We start from the raw sequence: 15,835 nt of genomic DNA on the forward strand, positions 1-15,835 counted from the left end.
TCATGATCCGCCCGATCCGACCTCAATCCGACACCCCCACGGCGCGCGGCTTGGCGTTGCATGGGGCGGGGGGCTGGGCGCTTGGCCTGAGTGCGCTGGTCTTGGGCGGCGCGATCGTGTCGCGCTCCTTCGTGGACCCGGCCAGTGCGCAGATCGCGGTGCAGAACCAGGGCTATGTTCCGTATAGCGACGCGCCGATCCGGTATCGCGATCCGGTCAATGATCCGGTGGCGGTCGCGCAGCGTGCGCTGGACGAAGGCCGCGCCAAGCTCTCGTACGACAAGGATCGCGGCTATCTGCCATCGGTTCTGAAGTTGCTCAACATTCCGGTGAGTTCGCAGACCCTGGTCTTTTCGAAGACGAGCTTTCAGTTCACCAAGATCTCCGCGGATCACCCGCGGGCGCTTTATTATAACGATGACGTCTATGTCGGGTCGGTCCATCAGGGAAAGACCGTCGAACTGGTCTCGTTCGATCCGATGCAAGGCGCGATCTTCTATCTGCTCGACGATGTGCAGTCGGACAAACCGACCTTCAAGCGCGCCGAGCTTGATTGCACGCAATGCCATATCGCAGCCGGTACGCGCGGCGTGCCCGGCGTGTTGGTGCGCTCGGTCTACCCCTCGCAGACCGGCACTCTGACCCCGCGCGCGCCGCAATATATCACCGACCAGAAGAGCCCGCTCAAGGAGCGTTGGGGCGGCTGGTACGTCACCGGCGCGCTGGCCCCGGTAACGATGGCCAATGCCGCAACCGTTGCCCAGCCTGCCAGCCTCAGCGTGGCGGCGGATAAGCCGCTGCCGACGCTCGGGCCGCTGGAAAAGCCGCTGGATGCATCCGCGTATCTGACCCGTACCAGCGATCAGGTCGCGCTGCTCGTGCTCGGGCACCAGACGCAAATGCACAATCTGATCACGCTGACCAACTATCAGACGCGGATCGCGCTATATGCGCTTGCTCCGGGTGGTGGGGCAGCGACCGCATCGCTCGACGCATTGCCATCCCCCACTCAGGACAAGATCCGGCGCCCGGCCGAGCAACTCGTCCGGTATCTGCTCTTCGCCGGAGAAACGCCGCTGGGTGGACTCGATCGTCGCAAGGTGATCGCGTCCTCTGCCTTCGCGCGAGACTTTGCGGCGCAGGGCGCGCGCGATTCAAAGGGGCGCTCGCTGCGCGACTTCGATCTGCACGATCGGATCTTCCGTTACCCGTGCAGCTACCTGATCTATTCGTCGGCGTTCGACTCGATCCCTGAACCGGCCAAGGGCTATGTCTATCATCGCCTGTTCGAGGTGCTGACCGGTCAGGACCAGGGCGAAGATTTCGCGAACCTTTCCCAGCAGGATCGCCGCGAAACTCTCTCCATTCTTCTGGAAACCAAGCCGGGTCTGCCGGCTGAGTGGCAGGCCTATGCCAAATCCAACCGGCTGCGTGTGGCGCAAGCGGCGGTCCCCAAACGAAAATCCACGACCTGACCTAGCGTATCAATCCCTAACCAACAGCGGAGTGTGCCATGAAGAAGACGTTTAAGGCTGCAGCATTTGCGGCCACCTTTCTTGCCAGCGTCGCGGCGACGGCCGTAGCGGCCGATACCGGCAACGGTGCCATTGTCGGGCGTTGGGACGCCACGCTTTCGCGCGATGGCATCGACATTCCGTTCCGGCTCGACATCGCGGCCGATGGATCGGCGATCAAGGGCGTCTTCTATGACGGGTTCAAGCCCTATGACGGAACCACCAGCGCCACATTCCAGAACGGCAATCTCGTCCTGAACGTCGATCATTACCTTACCACCATCAACGCGAAGCTCGAAGGCGGACAGCTGAACGGCACGGTCGTGGCCCAGAATCGCGAGACCAGCAGCGATTACAGCTTCCGCGCCGTCCGGCATGTTGACACGCCGTCGCCCACCGCATCGGCGGTGCCGCAAGTCGCGGGGCTTTGGGAGATCCCGCTCGCCTCGCCCTCGTCCAAGGGAGAAAAGTCGTTCCGCTTTGTCGTCCAGCAGCGCGGTGACGAACTTGCCGCCTCGATCCTGCGCATCGACGGCGACACCGGTGCCTATACCGGCGCTTTCAAGGACGGAAAGTGGGTGCTCAGCCATTTCGACGGCAGCCGCCCGGGCGTGATCGTCGTGACGCCGAAGGCCGATGGGACGCTGGACGTCCAGCAGCAGATTGCCGGGGCCAAGGCCGTGGCGGCCACTGCGACCAAGTCCGTCGGCAATGACTATGCCGCCGACGCGGCACCCGATGGGCGCTATGCCAAGGCACTCGTCGCCTATCGGCCGGATATCGCGCGCGCGAAGGGCTTTGCTGAGCCCGACAGCTTCCTCACGCACACCACCGTCGTCAATCCGAACGAGACCTTCAAGTTCGCCTTCCCGGACAATGCCGGCAAGATCGTCACGCAGGACGATCCGCGCTTCAAGAACAAGGTCATCGTCGCGGTTGTGACCGGCACGTGGTGCCCGAACTGCCACGATGAGGCGCAATATCTCGTCAAGCTCGACAAGAAGTATCGCGACAAGGGCCTTGCCATCGTTGCGCTCAATTTCGAGGAGCCTGAACAGCAAGAGACGCTGAAGCGCCAGAAGGCGTTCGTGAAGCAATATGGCGTCAAATACACCTATCTCGAGGCCGGTTCGCCGGCGCAGATGTGGGAAAAGGTGCCGCAGCTCGCGCATCTCGACACCTGGCCCGCGACCGTCTTCATCGGACGTGACGGCAAGGTGCGGGCGGTCCATTCGGGCTTCGCCTCGCCCGCAAGCGGCGAATACCACACCCAGTTGCAGCAGGACTTCACCACCCGGATCGAGCAACTGCTGGCGGAGCAACCGGCGGCGGTTGCGCAGACCGACAGCACTCCGGCGCGTCAGGTGGCACTCCGCTAACCCCGATTTGGGGCGAAGCCTCGGGCTTCGCCCCAAATCGCCGATACGTTCGCCAGGGCAAATGCGGGGAGGGGGATGCGTCGGTGAGCGCTTGGAAGCACGGCGGTCGAATTCGGAGTGGGTGTGTGCGTTGGAGCGTTTTCGGTCTTGCTGGTGTCTCGACGCTTTTCCTGATCGCCGCGGCCGGTTCGGATCCGGTCGATACACGACTGCACGGGGCGGCGTTGTTCGAAAATCGGTGCGCGCGTTGCCATGGCCTGAACGGCGATGGCGATGGTGGGCTTGGTCCGTCGCTGGTCGGTGTGTTGGGCAAACCAGCGGCAAGCCGGTCGGATTTTCTCTATTCGGCTGCACTGAAGGCGAAAGGGGGCGTTTGGACGCCGGAGGTGCTGGACCGATACCTTGCCGATCCACAAGCGTTCGCACCCGGTGCCGATATGGACGTTCCTTCGCCCGACCCGGCGGAGCGAGCGGCTATCATCGAACATCTCAAGACACTGAAATAGTGGGGCGGAGCGCAATTTCGCGATGATATGGAAAGCAGAACAGGTGGCAAGCATCAGCGACGAGCCTTTTCCCGCATCGGACACGGTGGTGGTGTGGGATGGCTGGGTGCGCGGCGTGCACTGGTTGATCGCCATCCTCTTCGGTGTGTCCTGGTATACGCATCGCGCCAATCTGGAGTGGCATCGCTACGCCGGCTATGCGCTGCTAACGCTCGTCCTGTTTCGTATCTATTGGGGCTTCGCGGGCAGCACGACCGCGCGCTTCGCCCATTTCGTCAAAGGGCCCGCTGCGATCGTCCGCTATGGACGCACGCTCTTGGGCCATGGGCAAGCGTCGCCGGTCGGGCACAATCCGATCGGCGCGATTTCGGTTCTGCTCCTGCTCGGCCTGCTGCTGGCGCAATGCCTGCTCGGTCTGTTCGTCACCGATGTCGATGGGCTGGAATCGGGGCCGCTCTCGGGCCTGGTCAGTTTCGATACCAGCCGGTTGCTCGCCGAATGGCATGGACGCCTGTTCACCGCGTTACAGGTCCTCGTTGCGATCCATGTCGTCGCTGTGCTGTTTTACCTGTTCGCCAAGCGCGATAATCTGATCCGGCCGATGGTAACGGGCCGGAAACGCATTGTCGGAGCTTTGCCGCCGCTCCGGATCGGCAAAGGGTGGCACGCGGCCTCGGCGCTGATCGTCTTTGCCCTGCTGATCTGGGCGGTGGTGCGCAATGGCTAAGCCGTCTCACGCCTTCGCCGCGGAAACATTCGTCAGGTCTATCTGATTGCTAATTGGAGAAAGAATATGCGCTACACACGCCTTCCGCACCTCGTGCCGGCCCTTGCCCTGGCGCTCGCCGGCACCGCCGCGCTTGCCGCCACCGCCAGCGATGTGATCGCAGCACGCCAAGCGCATTACAAGGATATCGGCAGGGCCTTTAAAGGGATCAACGACCAGCTCAAATCGGCGACCCCCGATCTCGCCGTGATCAAAGCCAACGCCGCGATCGTGACCAGCCTCGGGCAGCAGCAGAACAAGGAGAATTGGTTCCCGGCGGGTACCCAGTCCGGTCAGGGCCTGCAGACAGCTGCGAAACCGGCGATCTGGCAAAACCCTGCCGACTTTACCGCCAAGCGCGCGGATTTTGCGAAAGCATCGTCACCCTACGCTGCGATCGCCGCAAAGGGTAATATCGATGCGATCAAGGCTGCGACGGCGGATGTCGGAAAGACTTGCAAAGGGTGTCATGAGACCTATCGCGACCAGGACAAGAGTTGACTGTTAAATCAGTCCGCCGTTGGCTGAAGTAATGGAAAAGAAGTAAACTCAGGCGGGCGGGACTCTGAGCCTGCCCGCGCACCGCGAACAGCTAGTCTTCGTCATTAGGTATTTTGACGATGTGATGGATCATGCCAACAATTGATTAAAAACTTTTGATTTTAAACAAGCAAGATTTGCTCCTTTATATCCCATCAAACGAGTAGGATATCGTCGCTGCTGCGGACCGAAGGTGCCGCACTCCCAGGAACGGGTCGCAACCCGAATGCCACGGTCGACGAACGGTCGAACAGAAGGCGCTCGCCAGAATGAGCTTGGGAGACAGTGAAAGGGAACAGATATGAAATCCGTCAAAGCTTTGCGTGCTGCTCTTTTGGTATCGGCATTCTCTCCCTTTACCGCTCATGCCGCAGACCCGGCCAGCGCGGTGCCGCCACCCGCGCAGTCCACCGATTCCGACCAGGACGTTATCGTCACGGGCACGCGCCTGACGGGAGTGCGGGCCGTCGACAGCGCCGCCCCGATCGAGGTGATCGACGCCAACAGCTTGGCGCGCACCGGCAAACCCGATCTCAACCAGGCCCTGAACACGACGGTCCCGTCCTACACTGCCCAATCCTTCGGTGGGGATGCCGGCAATCTGAAGCTGTCGGCGCGTTTGCGCGGGCTAAGCCCCAATCACGCGCTGATCCTCGTCAATGGAAAGCGGCGACATGGCTCGTCGAATCTCACGGTCGGGAGCACCGGTGGTTTCGGCGGGGCCGCATCCGCCGATTTGGCGTTCATTCCCACCGCTGCGATCGATCATGTCGAGGTCCTGACCGACGGGGCTGCTGCGCAATATGGCACCGATGCGATCGCCGGTGTTATCAACATCATCCTCAAGAGCACCTATAAGGGCGGGCAACTGGTCGCATCCGGTGGTGCCTATGGCGAAGGGGACGGGGCCACGGTTGCGGTGGCGGGCAATTACGGAATCGGGTCGAAGGACGCCTATCTGAACGTTTCGGCCGAATACCGGTATCACGACTATAGCGATCGCGGCGGCCCCGATCAGCGGGTGTTCTCGGCGGCCAATCGTGCAAACCCGGCCTTGCCGCTCCTGCCCGGTTACCCTCATCTCAATCTGATCTACGGCGACGCCAAATACAAATTGACCACCGTCTTCTACAATGCGGGCGTGAAGCTGGGCGGTGCCGAGGTTTATTCGTCGGGCAGCTATGGTCATCGCTACGGCCAGTCTAGGCAGAACTATCGGTTCCCCAGCATCGCGCCGACGATCTGGCCGCAGGGTTTCACCCCCGTGCTGACCGACGAGGAGGATGATTATGCGGTGACGGGCGGCATCAAGGGGGATCTGTCCGATTGGCATTGGGATCTGTCGTCCACCTACGGACGGGACATCAACCGCATCCATAACAACAATTCGGTGAACACGTCGCTGGTTGCCGATACCGGCACCAGCCCGACCAACTTTCACGTTGGGGATTTCGTCGGGAGCCAGTGGACCAACACGCTCGACATTGCCCGTGGGTTCGATGTCGGCCTCGCCAGCCCGCTCAACATCGCTTTTGGTGGGGAATTTCGGCGCGAAACCTATGAAATTCACGAAGGGGATCCCGCATCGCGTTACAAGGTCGGCGTCGCTGCCTATCCCGGTTTCGCGCTGACCGATGCGGGAAAGCATTCGCGCAATAACGTCGCCGGTTATGTCGATCTGGCGGTCAAGCCGGTCGAGAAACTCCAGCTCGATGCCGCCGGACGCTTCGAGCATTTCAACGATTTCGGCAATACCCTGGTCGGCAAGCTGACCGGACGCTATGATTTTTCTCCCGTTGTCGCGCTACGGGGGACGGTGTCGACCGGGTTCCGCGCGCCCACGCTGGCCGAGCAATATTATTCCGCCACGAGCGTATCGCCAACGACGGCGAGCGTTCGCTTGCCTGCGAACAGCGCGGCCGCGCGCCTGCTCGGTTTCACTGGCCTCAAGCCCGAAAAATCGACAAACTTGAGTGCGGGCATTGCCTTGCATCCAGCGGGCAGGCTGAGTGCCACGCTCGACGTCTATCAGATTTCGATCCGGGACCGGATCGTCAGCACCGGCAGCATCTTCGGGTTGCAAACGATCGGTGGCGTTCGCGTCATCAAATCGCAGGCGGTGACGGATGCGATCACGGCGAATGGCAACACGATCGATTCTACCGTAACCTCAACGTCGATCTCAACCTACGTCAACGGTGCCAATAGCCGCACGCGCGGTGTCGAACTGGTCGTGAACTACGGCGTAGCGCTGGCTGGGGGCGCGTCGCTCGACTGGACGCTGACCGGTAATTACAACGATACCAAGCTGACCAAGATTGCCGCAACCTCGACGCAGATCGCCGCTTCGGGGCAGAAATATCTCGATCAGGGCGCGATTTCCTATCTCGAAACGGTATCGCCCAAGCTGAAAGCCTCGCTCGATACGCTGTTCCGCAAGGACAAATGGACGATCGACTTGCGCGGCACGCTGTTCGGTCGCTCTTCGGTCTATGTCGATGGTGGAAGCACCGGTGCCTTTGTCAACAATGTGTTCGGCACGCGCGCGATCGTCGATCTCGATATCCATTATGATATCACGCCCCGGGTCGGTCTGTCGGTCGGCGGGAGCAACTTGCTCAACACCTATCCCGAAAAGATCAATCCGATCACCTATGCGGCGGGCCTGGCGGCGGGCGGCAACGGTGTTGCGACCACCGACAGTTGGTCACCCTACGGCATCAATGGCGGCTATTATTATAGCAGGTTCACGATCAAGCTCTGAAGGCCGCGCTTCAGCCGGGATACGCGTTCGCGAGTGGCGAAACGTGTATCCCGGCAATGGCAGAGGAGGGGGCATCGGGCGGGGTGTCGGGGATTATCTCTCCGGATCCATCCTGGCTCCTTCACAGTACGGTCATCGGCCAGGTAAGACCAAATAGGTCATTTTTGCGACCGAACCGGTCGACAGCGAGTGAGCGTATTTCAGGAAATCGTGGTCCGTTGCAACGACCGAGATTGAGAGCGCCTTGCTACCGACCTTGCATAAAATATCCTCGTATTTGATAGGATATTGGATGATACGAAAGCCACAGGGCGGTCACGAGTTGCGGTTTCGTGGGCATTGCGATTGGAACGACCTGCCAAAAGGATAGCTGCCGGCTTGGCCGCGAGATCGTGGCCTCCGTCCTAACCTTGTCGGCACGCCAGAGCAGTTACGCGAGCGGATCGCCGAATTTGAGGCCGCGGGTGTTGATTTGCTGCTGTTGCAGATGAGCCCGCAGGCCGAGGAAATGGAGCGCTTCGCTGCGCAGGTGATAGCGTTGTGATCGATTTCGCTGACGTTCGCAAAATTTTCACTGGGTCTGGGGGTGCGGCACTGGACGGCGTTTCGCTGACGGTGGCGCGCGGTGAAGTGTTTGGCGTGATCGGGCAGTCGGGCGCGGGAAAATCGACGCTGATCCGCGTGATCAATGCGCTGGAGACACCGAGTTCGGGACGCGTGAGCGTCGAGGGCGTCGATGTCGCGCATCTGTCGGCTGGGGATCTGCGCGCGCTGCGGCGACGCGTCGGCATGATCTTCCAGAACTTTGGCTTGCTGTCGTCGCGCACCGTTTCCGATAATGTCGCGTTTCCGATGAAACTTGCCGGCGTGGCGCGCGCAGAACGCCAAGCCAAAGTTACCGAACTGCTCGCGCGCGTCGGTCTTACCGACCATGCCGCCAAATACCCCGCGCAACTGTCCGGCGGGCAAAAGCAGCGCGTCGGTATCGCCCGTGCGCTCGCCAACGGGCCGGATGTGCTGCTGTGCGACGAAGCGACCAGCGCGCTCGATCCCGATACGACACGCAGCGTGCTCGCCCTGCTACGGGCGCTCAACCAGGAATTGGGGCTGACGATCGTGCTGATCACGCATGAAATGGACGTGGTGCGCGCGGTGTGTGACCGCGTTGCCGTGCTCGAACGCGGGCGGGTGGTGGAAACCGGCCGCGTTGCCGATGTCTTTGCCGGTGCCGCCCATGCCGCCACGCAACGGCTGCTCGCCGGGCTTTCCGCATGAGCGGCTGGTTTACCAATGTCGACTGGGCAGATATCGGGCGCGCCTGCCTTGATACGCTGGCGATGCTCGGCGGGTCGCTGCTGCTAACCATCCTGCTTGGCCTTCCGCTCGGTGTCTTGCTCTATCTCACGGCGGAACGGCAGATCGCACAGAACCGTCTGGTCAACGCTGTGGTCGGTGTGATCGTCAATATCCTGCGCTCGGTGCCGTTCGTCATTCTGCTGATCGTGATGATCCCGCTGACCGTTGCCCTGGTCGGGACGTCGCTTGGTGTCGTCGGCGCGATCCCGCCGCTGGTCGTCGGTGCAGCGCCATTCTACGCGCGACTGGTTGAGGGTGCCTTGCGCGAAGTCGATCGGACCACGATCGAGGCGACGCAGGCGCTTGGTGCCACGACGCGCCAGATCGTCACCGGCGCGCTGATCCCCGAGGCGCTGCCCGGGCTGATCTCCGGTGCGACCGTAACCGCCGTTGCGCTCGTGTCGTTCACCGCGATGGCGGGTGTCGTCGGGGCAGGGGGGCTGGGGGATCTGGCGATCCGCTTTGGCTATCAACGTTTTCAGACCGACGTAATGATCGTCACCGTCACGCTATTGGTGTTGCTCGTCCAGGCGATTCAGTTCGCGGGCGACCGCCTGACGCGCCATTTCACGCGCCGCTAATCCAAGGAATATCACCATGAACCGCCGCTTGCTCCTGTCCGCTTTGCCTCTCTTCGTGCTCGCCGCCTGCGCGCGCGGCGGTGCCTCGGGTGACGGCGGCAAAACCCTTACTGTCGCGGCGACGGCAGTGCCGCATGCCGAGATTCTTGAATCGGTCAAGCCGTTGCTGGCGCAAGAAGGCGTCGATCTGCAGATCCGCGTCTTCAACGATTATGTGCAGCCCAACCTCCAGGTCGACCAGAAGCAGATCGACGTGAACTACTTCCAGACCAAGCCATATCTTGACGAATTCAACGCCTCACGCAGCACCAAGCTGGTCGCATATGCGGGCATCCACGTCGAACCGCTCGGTGGCTATTCGCGCAAAACCAAAAGCCTGGCGGCCTTGCCGCAAGGGGCGACGGTCGCCATTCCGAACGAACCCAGCAATGGCGGACGCGCGCTGCTGCTGCTCCAGAAGGCGGGACTGATCCGCTTGCGCGATCCGGCCAATCCGCTTTCCACGCTGCGCGATGTGGTGGCCAACCCCAAGGCTTTGCAGTTCAAGGAACTGGAGGCGGCCACGCTGCCGCGCGTCCTCGATCAGGTCGATCTGGCGCTCATCAACACCAATTACGCGCTCGACGCCAAGCTCAATCCGGTGCGCGATGCGCTGGTGATCGAGGATGCGAACTCGCCTTATGTCAATTTCCTGGTCGGCCGCGCGGGTGGTGACAAGGACCCGCGCGTCGTCAAGCTGATCGCGGCTTTGCGCAGCCCGGCGACGCGGACCTTTATCAACAACAGATATCACGGTGCGGTGTTACCGGCTTTCTGAGGTCTCCGGTCCTGGACTCCGCTGCAACGCCATTGCGTCGCTTATCAACCAGCCGACCACCCGCCTTGGGAACAGGTCGATCACCGCAGCGGCGTACAGCCATCCTTTGGCGGTCCAGATGGAGAGCCTGCCCCCGCGCAGGCGGGGGTGAAGTCGGCCACCCACGTCTGGTTGGGCGCGTCGGCGCTGAACTGCCGATCGAGCACATTGCCGGCGATCACCGAACGCACACCATCGTCCTTGGGAAGGCCCCGGCGAACGGGGGCGTCTCGGTCGCTGACTAGGCTCGAACGCGATGCGTTCCCTGCGTTCAGGTGCCGCGATCTGCACGGAACCCAAACCAATTGTTGGACGATCGCGACGCATATTCGGACGCGACAGCATGGAGCATCGGCTGAGCGGACCTATAGGCGTCGATACCAAGCGGTTGGCCGACCTAAAGCCCATCCCCGCAACTGGAGTTTCGAATGATGCAGATCGCCGCTCCGACACGGTCCCCGCCGCTCCGCATTGTCGTTATCGGCGCGGGGCAGATCGGCAGCACCTTTGCGTCTCGGCTCGCGCGCAACGGCGGCCATGATGTTACCGTGGTGGCGCGTCCCGGCTCGCCTCGCCTGGCGCAACTGCACCGTGATGGGGCCATCGTTGATGTAGACGGCACGCGTGCAGACGTTCGTGTGCTCGACGAACTTGACGCAGACGCGGCTTACGATCTGGTCATTGTGACGCTGCTGGCCCATCAGGTCGATACCATATTGCCGGCCCTGTCCCGCAGTGCCGCGACCAGCATCCAGTTTATGTTCAACACGTTTGATCCGATGCGCCTCGAAGACGCCGTCGGTGCGACGCGCTGCACGTTTGGCATGCCGTTCGTGCAGGCGCGGCTCGACGCTGACGGAAGGCTCAAGGCGACGATCGGTGCCGGGGGACAAAGAACGTTGATGGGGTGCCAGCAGTGGGTCGATCTGTTCAACGCAGCTGGACTTCCAGCCGCGCTCGAGCCCGACATGCCGCTGTGGTTACGCTGCCACGCGCCTCTGTGCGTCGCCTTTGAAAGCGTGTCGATCGCGGCCATGGAGCGAGGCAACGGCGCATCGTGGAGAGAAGCCATCGTCCTTTCGAGAGGCGTTCGCGCCAGTTTCGATCTCATCAAGGCGATGGGATACCCGATTTATCCCCGCTCAAAGACAGTGCTCGACCGCACTCCGGTGACGGTGTTGGCCGGAACGCTGTGGTTCCTTTCGCGCATCCGCAGTTTTCGGGAGTTGTTGGCGACGGGCCGGACGGAATGCGAAGCCATCATCGACGCGATGCTTGACGCTGCGCGCCGAAATCAGTGTCACGTCGACGGCCGTATAGAGGCGATGCGCCCCTCCAACTATGGCACCCATGGTGCCAACCGCGATCAACAAGGATCCAAGACCAGCCTGCATAGCTGAGTCGAACACTGACAGATCGCCGGCAGCGACGATCTGTCAGTGTTCGTCAAACGGGACACCTCGAAAAAGTCCGGCCTTTGAGGGGCAGATTTGATTCACCTCGCCGCGGTTGCCACGGAGGCGGCGAACGCAGGGCAGCCGGGTTTTTTCGATCTTTCGGACCGTTATGAAGCGTTGAGTGCAGCGGGCGATCCCTCGAGCGGTTGTCGGCGGTGGTGGATTTCGACGTTTTGCGGGCCGCTGGTGGTGGCGCTCGGGTTCCGTGATCGCGGTAAGGGCAGGCGGCCGCGGTTCGACGCTGTGCTGATGGTTTCGAAGTGTCCAACTTCGAGCGGCAGGCGCAGATAGCGTAACCTTGTGTCCATCGGACCAGCCGCAGCTCAGGCCACTCTTTCTGAGGGTAAGAGCGCGGAGGCAGAAGGTTGCTACCTCCATCGAAAATCACGAAGGCGTGGTGGTCGAACGCTCAGAAGCCCGCCTCACGCCCGGTGTGTTCGCCCCGAGACGTTTCAGGCGCGCAGGATGGACTGATAGAGCACTGTGCCCCCGAAATCGCGGAACTCGAAGGACAGTGCATTCTCGCCAACGCTGACTGCGGCGAAACCCGATCGCGCCTGACAAAACTTTGTGCCCGCCACCGCCGATACCGGGCGCACCTCGGATCCCGCACCGCAGCCAACATAATGCAGCCCGTCCCGCTCAATATGCTGCAGGTCGTGATCATGACCGAACAGATAGGCCGCCACGCCGCGCCGTTTCAGGATCGGCATCACCATCTCGACCATCTCGCGGGTCTCGCCATGTCCGCTGCCGCCGGAGCGGATCGTGTGGTGCCCCGCGACTACTTTCCAGCGTGCAGTCGACGCCGCAAGCCCCTGGTCAAGCCAGGCCAGTTGCGCCGCCACGTCCTGCGATGCAACATTGTGCGCGATCACGCTTTCCACCTTGTCGCGATATTGGTGGACCGTCGGGGACGTATCGATGACGAACAGGTCGATCTGCGGCATCTCCAGCGCTGCGCCCTGTACCTTGTAATATCGGCGCGGCATGCGCCAGCGCTTGCTGGTGGCAGCGTAATCGACCTGAGCCTGCGGGTTGCCGCGATAATCGTGATTGCCGAGCGCAACGTACCACGGCACCTGTAGCGCCGGATCGGTATAAACCTTCTCGAACGAACTCTGCCACTGCGGATCGTCGGCCGACTGGACGCCGTTTTCGTAAAAATTATCGCCGACAGACACCACGAAGCGGCTACCCAAGGTGGTGGCGGTCTTGCCCATCTGTACTGCAACGTCGCGCTGGTGCTGGGCACCATCCCGACCCCAATCGCCGACCACCAGGAAACTTCCCGGGCGCGTTTTGGCGGTCAGCGGCACTATGGGAAGCGCTGCCGCCGCAGCCATCCCGGCCATCGCGGTGCGGCGGTCGATTGCGAATTCGGTCATGGCACACTCCTCATTCGTCACGGTCAAAGCTTGAACTTGACGCCGCCTTCATAGGTTTCATCGTAGAATTCGCGTTGGATCGGACGGCTGGAGTCCCGCTCATAAATACGCAATGGCGCGTTGGTCAGATTCTTTACGTTAAAATACAGTCGGATACCTTTGAGGATCTCCAGCGAGCTGGTCAGATCTAACGTCGTGCGCGGGCTCTGGAACACGTCACCCGCAGCGGTGTCGCCAATACCGAACAGGTTTGAGCCGACATATTGCGCGGCGAGCCGCACTTGCACGCCGTGCGCCTCGTAATAGGCGGCCGCGTTCCATGTCCACTTGGATGTGGCCGGTAGCGGGCGTTTCTCCCCGGTCCGTAGCTCGATCTGGCTGTCGACATAGGTGACGTTCGCACCAACACCGAAGCCGTCGAATGGCGTGGGCAGAAAGGCGAAGCGCTGGTCGTAGGCCGCCTCAATACCGCGCGCATAAGCGGAGGGTACATTCTGATAGGTCACGAACTTGACCACGGAGACACCCGGGAAGTTGACGGTGTCGGTGCCGTTCCGGGTGCGGGAGACGACATAATTGTCGAATTCCTTATCGAAGACCCCGAGTGATAGAATGCCGCTGTGCGGCAGATAATATTCCAGCGATAGGTCGAAGCTGTTCCCGGTAGTCGGCTGCAGATCGGGGTTGCCGGTCGTAAAGATATTATTGTCCCGATCGATCGTGATCGGCTTGGCCACTTGCGAAAAACCGGGGCGACCGATGCCGGTCGAATAGGTCGATCGGACAACAAAGTGCGGCGTGAAGTCATAGCGCAGCTGCACCGTGGGAAACACGTTGGTATACGTACGATTGCGCACCCGCAGGCCAAGGTTGACGGCGTTTTGGTCAAATGCATACGAACTGTAGGTCGCTTGGGTATTCTCTAGCCGGACCCCGGCCAGGGCACCGAATTTACCGAGCGTGGTCGCGTACATCGCATAGCCGGCATAGATATTTTCCTCCGCCGCGAAGAAGCCGGTCAGATTGTCGGCAAAGCCGGTCGTGGTCGATTGGCCAGCGATCGCCTGGATCGCCGCAGGGTCGACTTGCGGGCCATTGGTATAGCGATTGTCATAAAAGGTGGTGATAGCGCTGCCGAGCAAGGGCAACCCCGAGGCGGGCAGCTTGAAAGATTGTGCCGCCGGCGTATCGATTTTGTCGCGCAACCGCACTTGTCCGCCAAACGTCAAGTGATCGCCACTGCCGATCCAGTTGGTGGTGAGCGTGGCGTTGATCGCTCCCGACCATTCCTTGTCGACCGCCCGTTCCTGCGCGTTGCTCAGCTTGGTTAGCTTGTAGAGCGACGGATCGTTGACATTGGTGCCATTGGTAACCGCCAGCACAGGAAATTCGGCGTTGGTGATGTTATCATAGGTAAAGGGAACAGTTTTCGGCCCGGTATAGGTGGCACCGAAGTTGCGCCCAACCTTGAACGTAGCGCGTGAATAGGCCCCGTGATAATCGAGTGTCAGATCGCCAAAAGTATCGCGCCCGCCGACCACGAACACCTGATTGCGATGTGTTTCCTCTTCGTCGGTGCTCTTTATGGTAAGCGCGGTGGTGGTCGCATAACCCGCCGGATTGGCCGGATCGACCCGCAGCGCCGAGCCGTCGAGCTTGTCATAGGTCAAGCGGTTCTTGAGTACCGACTCGGTGTAGCCGGCGATCGCGGCGCGGATATAATATTGGTGATCATCATTGGGGGTGTAAGCAAATTCTCCGCCATAGCCGAACCGTCGGCGGTTATAATTGTACCGGCGCAACTGGATATCGGACAAAGCCTTGTCGATTTGCAACGCCGTGAAAGGCGTGCCCGAGGCGGCAGTCAGGCCCGAATCGTCGACATAATCGGCCTCGATATCGTCGAAACCCCGACGATCTTCACGATAAGACCCCGTCACCACGAAGGAGAACGGCTTGCTCCCGCCCCCGAAGCGTCCGCCGACCGCGAGGTCGAGATTGAGCGGGCCACCATGATCGTGCGCGGGCTCATATCCATAACCAACCGCGCCATCGACGAACGGCTTGGTCAGTCGCGCGGCGGAACGCGGGGTCAGTTCGATTGAGCCGCCAAGCCCTTCGGCATCGTGATTTGGCAGGCCGGTCTTTGTGACGATGATGCCGTCGATCGCGCCCGTCGGGATGGTGTCGAACTCAACCGCGCGACCGCTGCCAAATACGGTGCCGCCGGGATTGGTGTTGAGCAGCACGACGCCGCCGTACGTGGCACCGTTCAGGTTTCCGTCGATGCCCCGGATGTTGACGAAGCGGCCCTCGCCAGTGTCGCTCGACAGCGAAATGCCAGGAATGCGGCTCAACGACTCGGCCGCGTTGAAATCGGGATACTTGTCGATCGCTTCGGCGGACTGGACGTTGACAATGTTGGGCGCACTCTGCTGCTTCTCCCGTGCCTTGTCCTGTGCGCGCGGCGCGGTGACGACGATGTCCTGCTGAGCAGATGCCGCGTCGGAGCTTTTGGCGCGCTCTGCGGCCAGCGCGCCCGACGTCGCCGAGCAAGCGAGCATCGTCGAGACAAGCGCCATCGATCGAATTTTCATGACGAAAAGTCCCCCGGGGTTTCATTGCACTATCGTCGATGGGCGTCCCTATTGGGTCCTGCCGCCGGGGACTGATGCTGCCGCAAGGTTACAGGTGAGCGACGCGTGATGCATTGAGGACGAAGGTTGGG

At 61.4% G+C, this 15,835-nt stretch carries 12 protein-coding genes and 2 pseudogenes; 11 read left to right on the top strand and 3 right to left on the bottom strand.

Annotated elements, in window-relative coordinates; genetic code table 11:
* Nucleotides 1-2 precede the first annotated feature (2 nt).
* The 9 genes from H4W01_RS06475 to H4W01_RS06515 all read left to right on the top strand — a co-directional run bounded on the left by H4W01_RS06475 (nucleotide 3) and on the right by H4W01_RS06515 (nucleotide 10,223).
* Nucleotides 3-1,475, top strand: a complete 1,473-nt coding sequence (locus H4W01_RS06475) for a hypothetical protein (RefSeq protein WP_209610366.1) — start codon at nucleotides 3-5, stop codon at nucleotides 1,473-1,475.
* A 38-nt stretch (nucleotides 1,476-1,513) separates the two neighbouring features.
* A complete protein-coding gene (locus tag H4W01_RS06480; protein ID WP_209610367.1) occupies nucleotides 1,514-2,893 on the top strand; it encodes a redoxin family protein in 1,380 nt (459 codons plus the stop codon).
* Between the two features lie 125 nt (nucleotides 2,894-3,018).
* Nucleotides 3,019-3,399 (top strand): c-type cytochrome, encoded by a 381-nt coding sequence (locus tag H4W01_RS06485; RefSeq protein WP_209610368.1) that lies wholly within the window; start codon nucleotides 3,019-3,021, stop codon nucleotides 3,397-3,399.
* A gap of 43 nt (nucleotides 3,400-3,442) precedes the next feature.
* Nucleotides 3,443-4,126 (top strand): cytochrome b/b6 domain-containing protein, encoded by a 684-nt coding sequence (locus H4W01_RS06490; RefSeq protein ID WP_209610369.1) that lies wholly within the window; start codon nucleotides 3,443-3,445, stop codon nucleotides 4,124-4,126.
* A 66-nt stretch (nucleotides 4,127-4,192) separates the two neighbouring features.
* Entirely contained in the window at nucleotides 4,193-4,666 is a 474-nt protein-coding gene (locus tag H4W01_RS06495; RefSeq protein ID WP_209610370.1) for a c-type cytochrome, read from the top strand.
* A 340-nt stretch (nucleotides 4,667-5,006) separates the two neighbouring features.
* Nucleotides 5,007-7,469 carry a TonB-dependent receptor plug domain-containing protein gene (locus H4W01_RS06500; RefSeq protein ID WP_209610371.1) on the top strand — a complete coding sequence of 821 codons (2,463 nt, stop codon included), beginning with the start codon at nucleotides 5,007-5,009 and terminating at the stop codon, nucleotides 7,467-7,469.
* Nucleotides 7,470-8,009: 540 nt separating this feature from the next.
* Entirely contained in the window at nucleotides 8,010-8,744 is a 735-nt protein-coding gene (locus H4W01_RS06505; RefSeq protein ID WP_209610372.1) for a methionine ABC transporter ATP-binding protein, read from the top strand.
* Complete coding sequence (locus H4W01_RS06510) at nucleotides 8,741-9,406, top strand: methionine ABC transporter permease (protein WP_209610373.1); 666 nt, start codon at nucleotides 8,741-8,743, stop codon at nucleotides 9,404-9,406. The genes H4W01_RS06505 and H4W01_RS06510 overlap by 4 nt, the downstream gene beginning before the upstream one ends.
* A 16-nt stretch (nucleotides 9,407-9,422) precedes the next feature.
* Nucleotides 9,423-10,223, top strand: a complete 801-nt coding sequence (locus tag H4W01_RS06515; RefSeq protein ID WP_209610374.1) for a MetQ/NlpA family ABC transporter substrate-binding protein — start codon at nucleotides 9,423-9,425, stop codon at nucleotides 10,221-10,223.
* A 21-nt stretch (nucleotides 10,224-10,244) separates the two neighbouring features.
* Here the strand turns inward: H4W01_RS06515 and H4W01_RS06520 are convergent.
* Nucleotides 10,245-10,495: pseudogene (locus tag H4W01_RS06520) on the bottom strand (IS3 family transposase); the annotation flags it as partial.
* 195 nt (nucleotides 10,496-10,690) lie between these two features.
* Between H4W01_RS06520 and H4W01_RS06525 the strand changes: the two are divergent.
* Nucleotides 10,691-11,662 (top strand): ketopantoate reductase family protein, encoded by a 972-nt coding sequence (locus tag H4W01_RS06525; RefSeq protein WP_209610375.1) that lies wholly within the window; start codon nucleotides 10,691-10,693, stop codon nucleotides 11,660-11,662.
* A 93-nt stretch (nucleotides 11,663-11,755) separates the two neighbouring features.
* Nucleotides 11,756-11,971: pseudogene (locus H4W01_RS22805) on the top strand (hypothetical protein); the annotation flags it as partial.
* A 200-nt stretch (nucleotides 11,972-12,171) separates the two neighbouring features.
* On the opposite strand, the gene H4W01_RS06530 reads toward H4W01_RS22805, so the two are convergent.
* On the bottom strand, nucleotides 12,172-13,107 hold the full coding sequence (locus H4W01_RS06530) for a purple acid phosphatase family protein (RefSeq protein WP_209610376.1): 936 nt from the start codon (nucleotides 13,105-13,107) through the stop codon (nucleotides 12,172-12,174).
* A gap of 23 nt (nucleotides 13,108-13,130) precedes the next feature.
* Nucleotides 13,131-15,704 carry a TonB-dependent receptor gene (locus H4W01_RS06535; protein ID WP_209610377.1) on the bottom strand — a complete coding sequence of 858 codons (2,574 nt, stop codon included), beginning with the start codon at nucleotides 15,702-15,704 and terminating at the stop codon, nucleotides 13,131-13,133.
* Between the last annotated feature and the right edge of the window lie 131 nt (nucleotides 15,705-15,835).

Source organism: Sphingomonas sp. PL20 (assembly GCF_017875905.1).
Lineage (GTDB): Bacteria > Pseudomonadota > Alphaproteobacteria > Sphingomonadales > Sphingomonadaceae > Sphingomonas > Sphingomonas echinoides.

What these genes read in the sequence shown, in the direction of transcription:
- H4W01_RS06500 (WP_209610371.1), top strand. Translation starts at nt 5,007, where the DNA reads ATGAAATCCGTCAAAGCTTTGCGTGCTGCTCTTTTGGTATCGGCATTC.
- H4W01_RS06475 (WP_209610366.1), top strand. Translation starts at nt 3, where the DNA reads ATGATCCGCCCGATCCGACCTCAATCCGACACCCCCACGGCGCGCGGC.
- H4W01_RS06530 (WP_209610376.1), bottom strand. Translation starts at nt 13,107, where the DNA reads ATGACCGAATTCGCAATCGACCGCCGCACCGCGATGGCCGGGATGGCT.
- H4W01_RS06510 (WP_209610373.1), top strand. Translation starts at nt 8,741, where the DNA reads ATGAGCGGCTGGTTTACCAATGTCGACTGGGCAGATATCGGGCGCGCC.
- H4W01_RS06495 (WP_209610370.1), top strand. Translation starts at nt 4,193, where the DNA reads ATGCGCTACACACGCCTTCCGCACCTCGTGCCGGCCCTTGCCCTGGCG.
- H4W01_RS06535 (WP_209610377.1), bottom strand. Translation starts at nt 15,704, where the DNA reads ATGAAAATTCGATCGATGGCGCTTGTCTCGACGATGCTCGCTTGCTCG.
- H4W01_RS06515 (WP_209610374.1), top strand. Translation starts at nt 9,423, where the DNA reads ATGAACCGCCGCTTGCTCCTGTCCGCTTTGCCTCTCTTCGTGCTCGCC.
- H4W01_RS06525 (WP_209610375.1), top strand. Translation starts at nt 10,691, where the DNA reads ATGATGCAGATCGCCGCTCCGACACGGTCCCCGCCGCTCCGCATTGTC.
- H4W01_RS06480 (WP_209610367.1), top strand. Translation starts at nt 1,514, where the DNA reads ATGAAGAAGACGTTTAAGGCTGCAGCATTTGCGGCCACCTTTCTTGCC.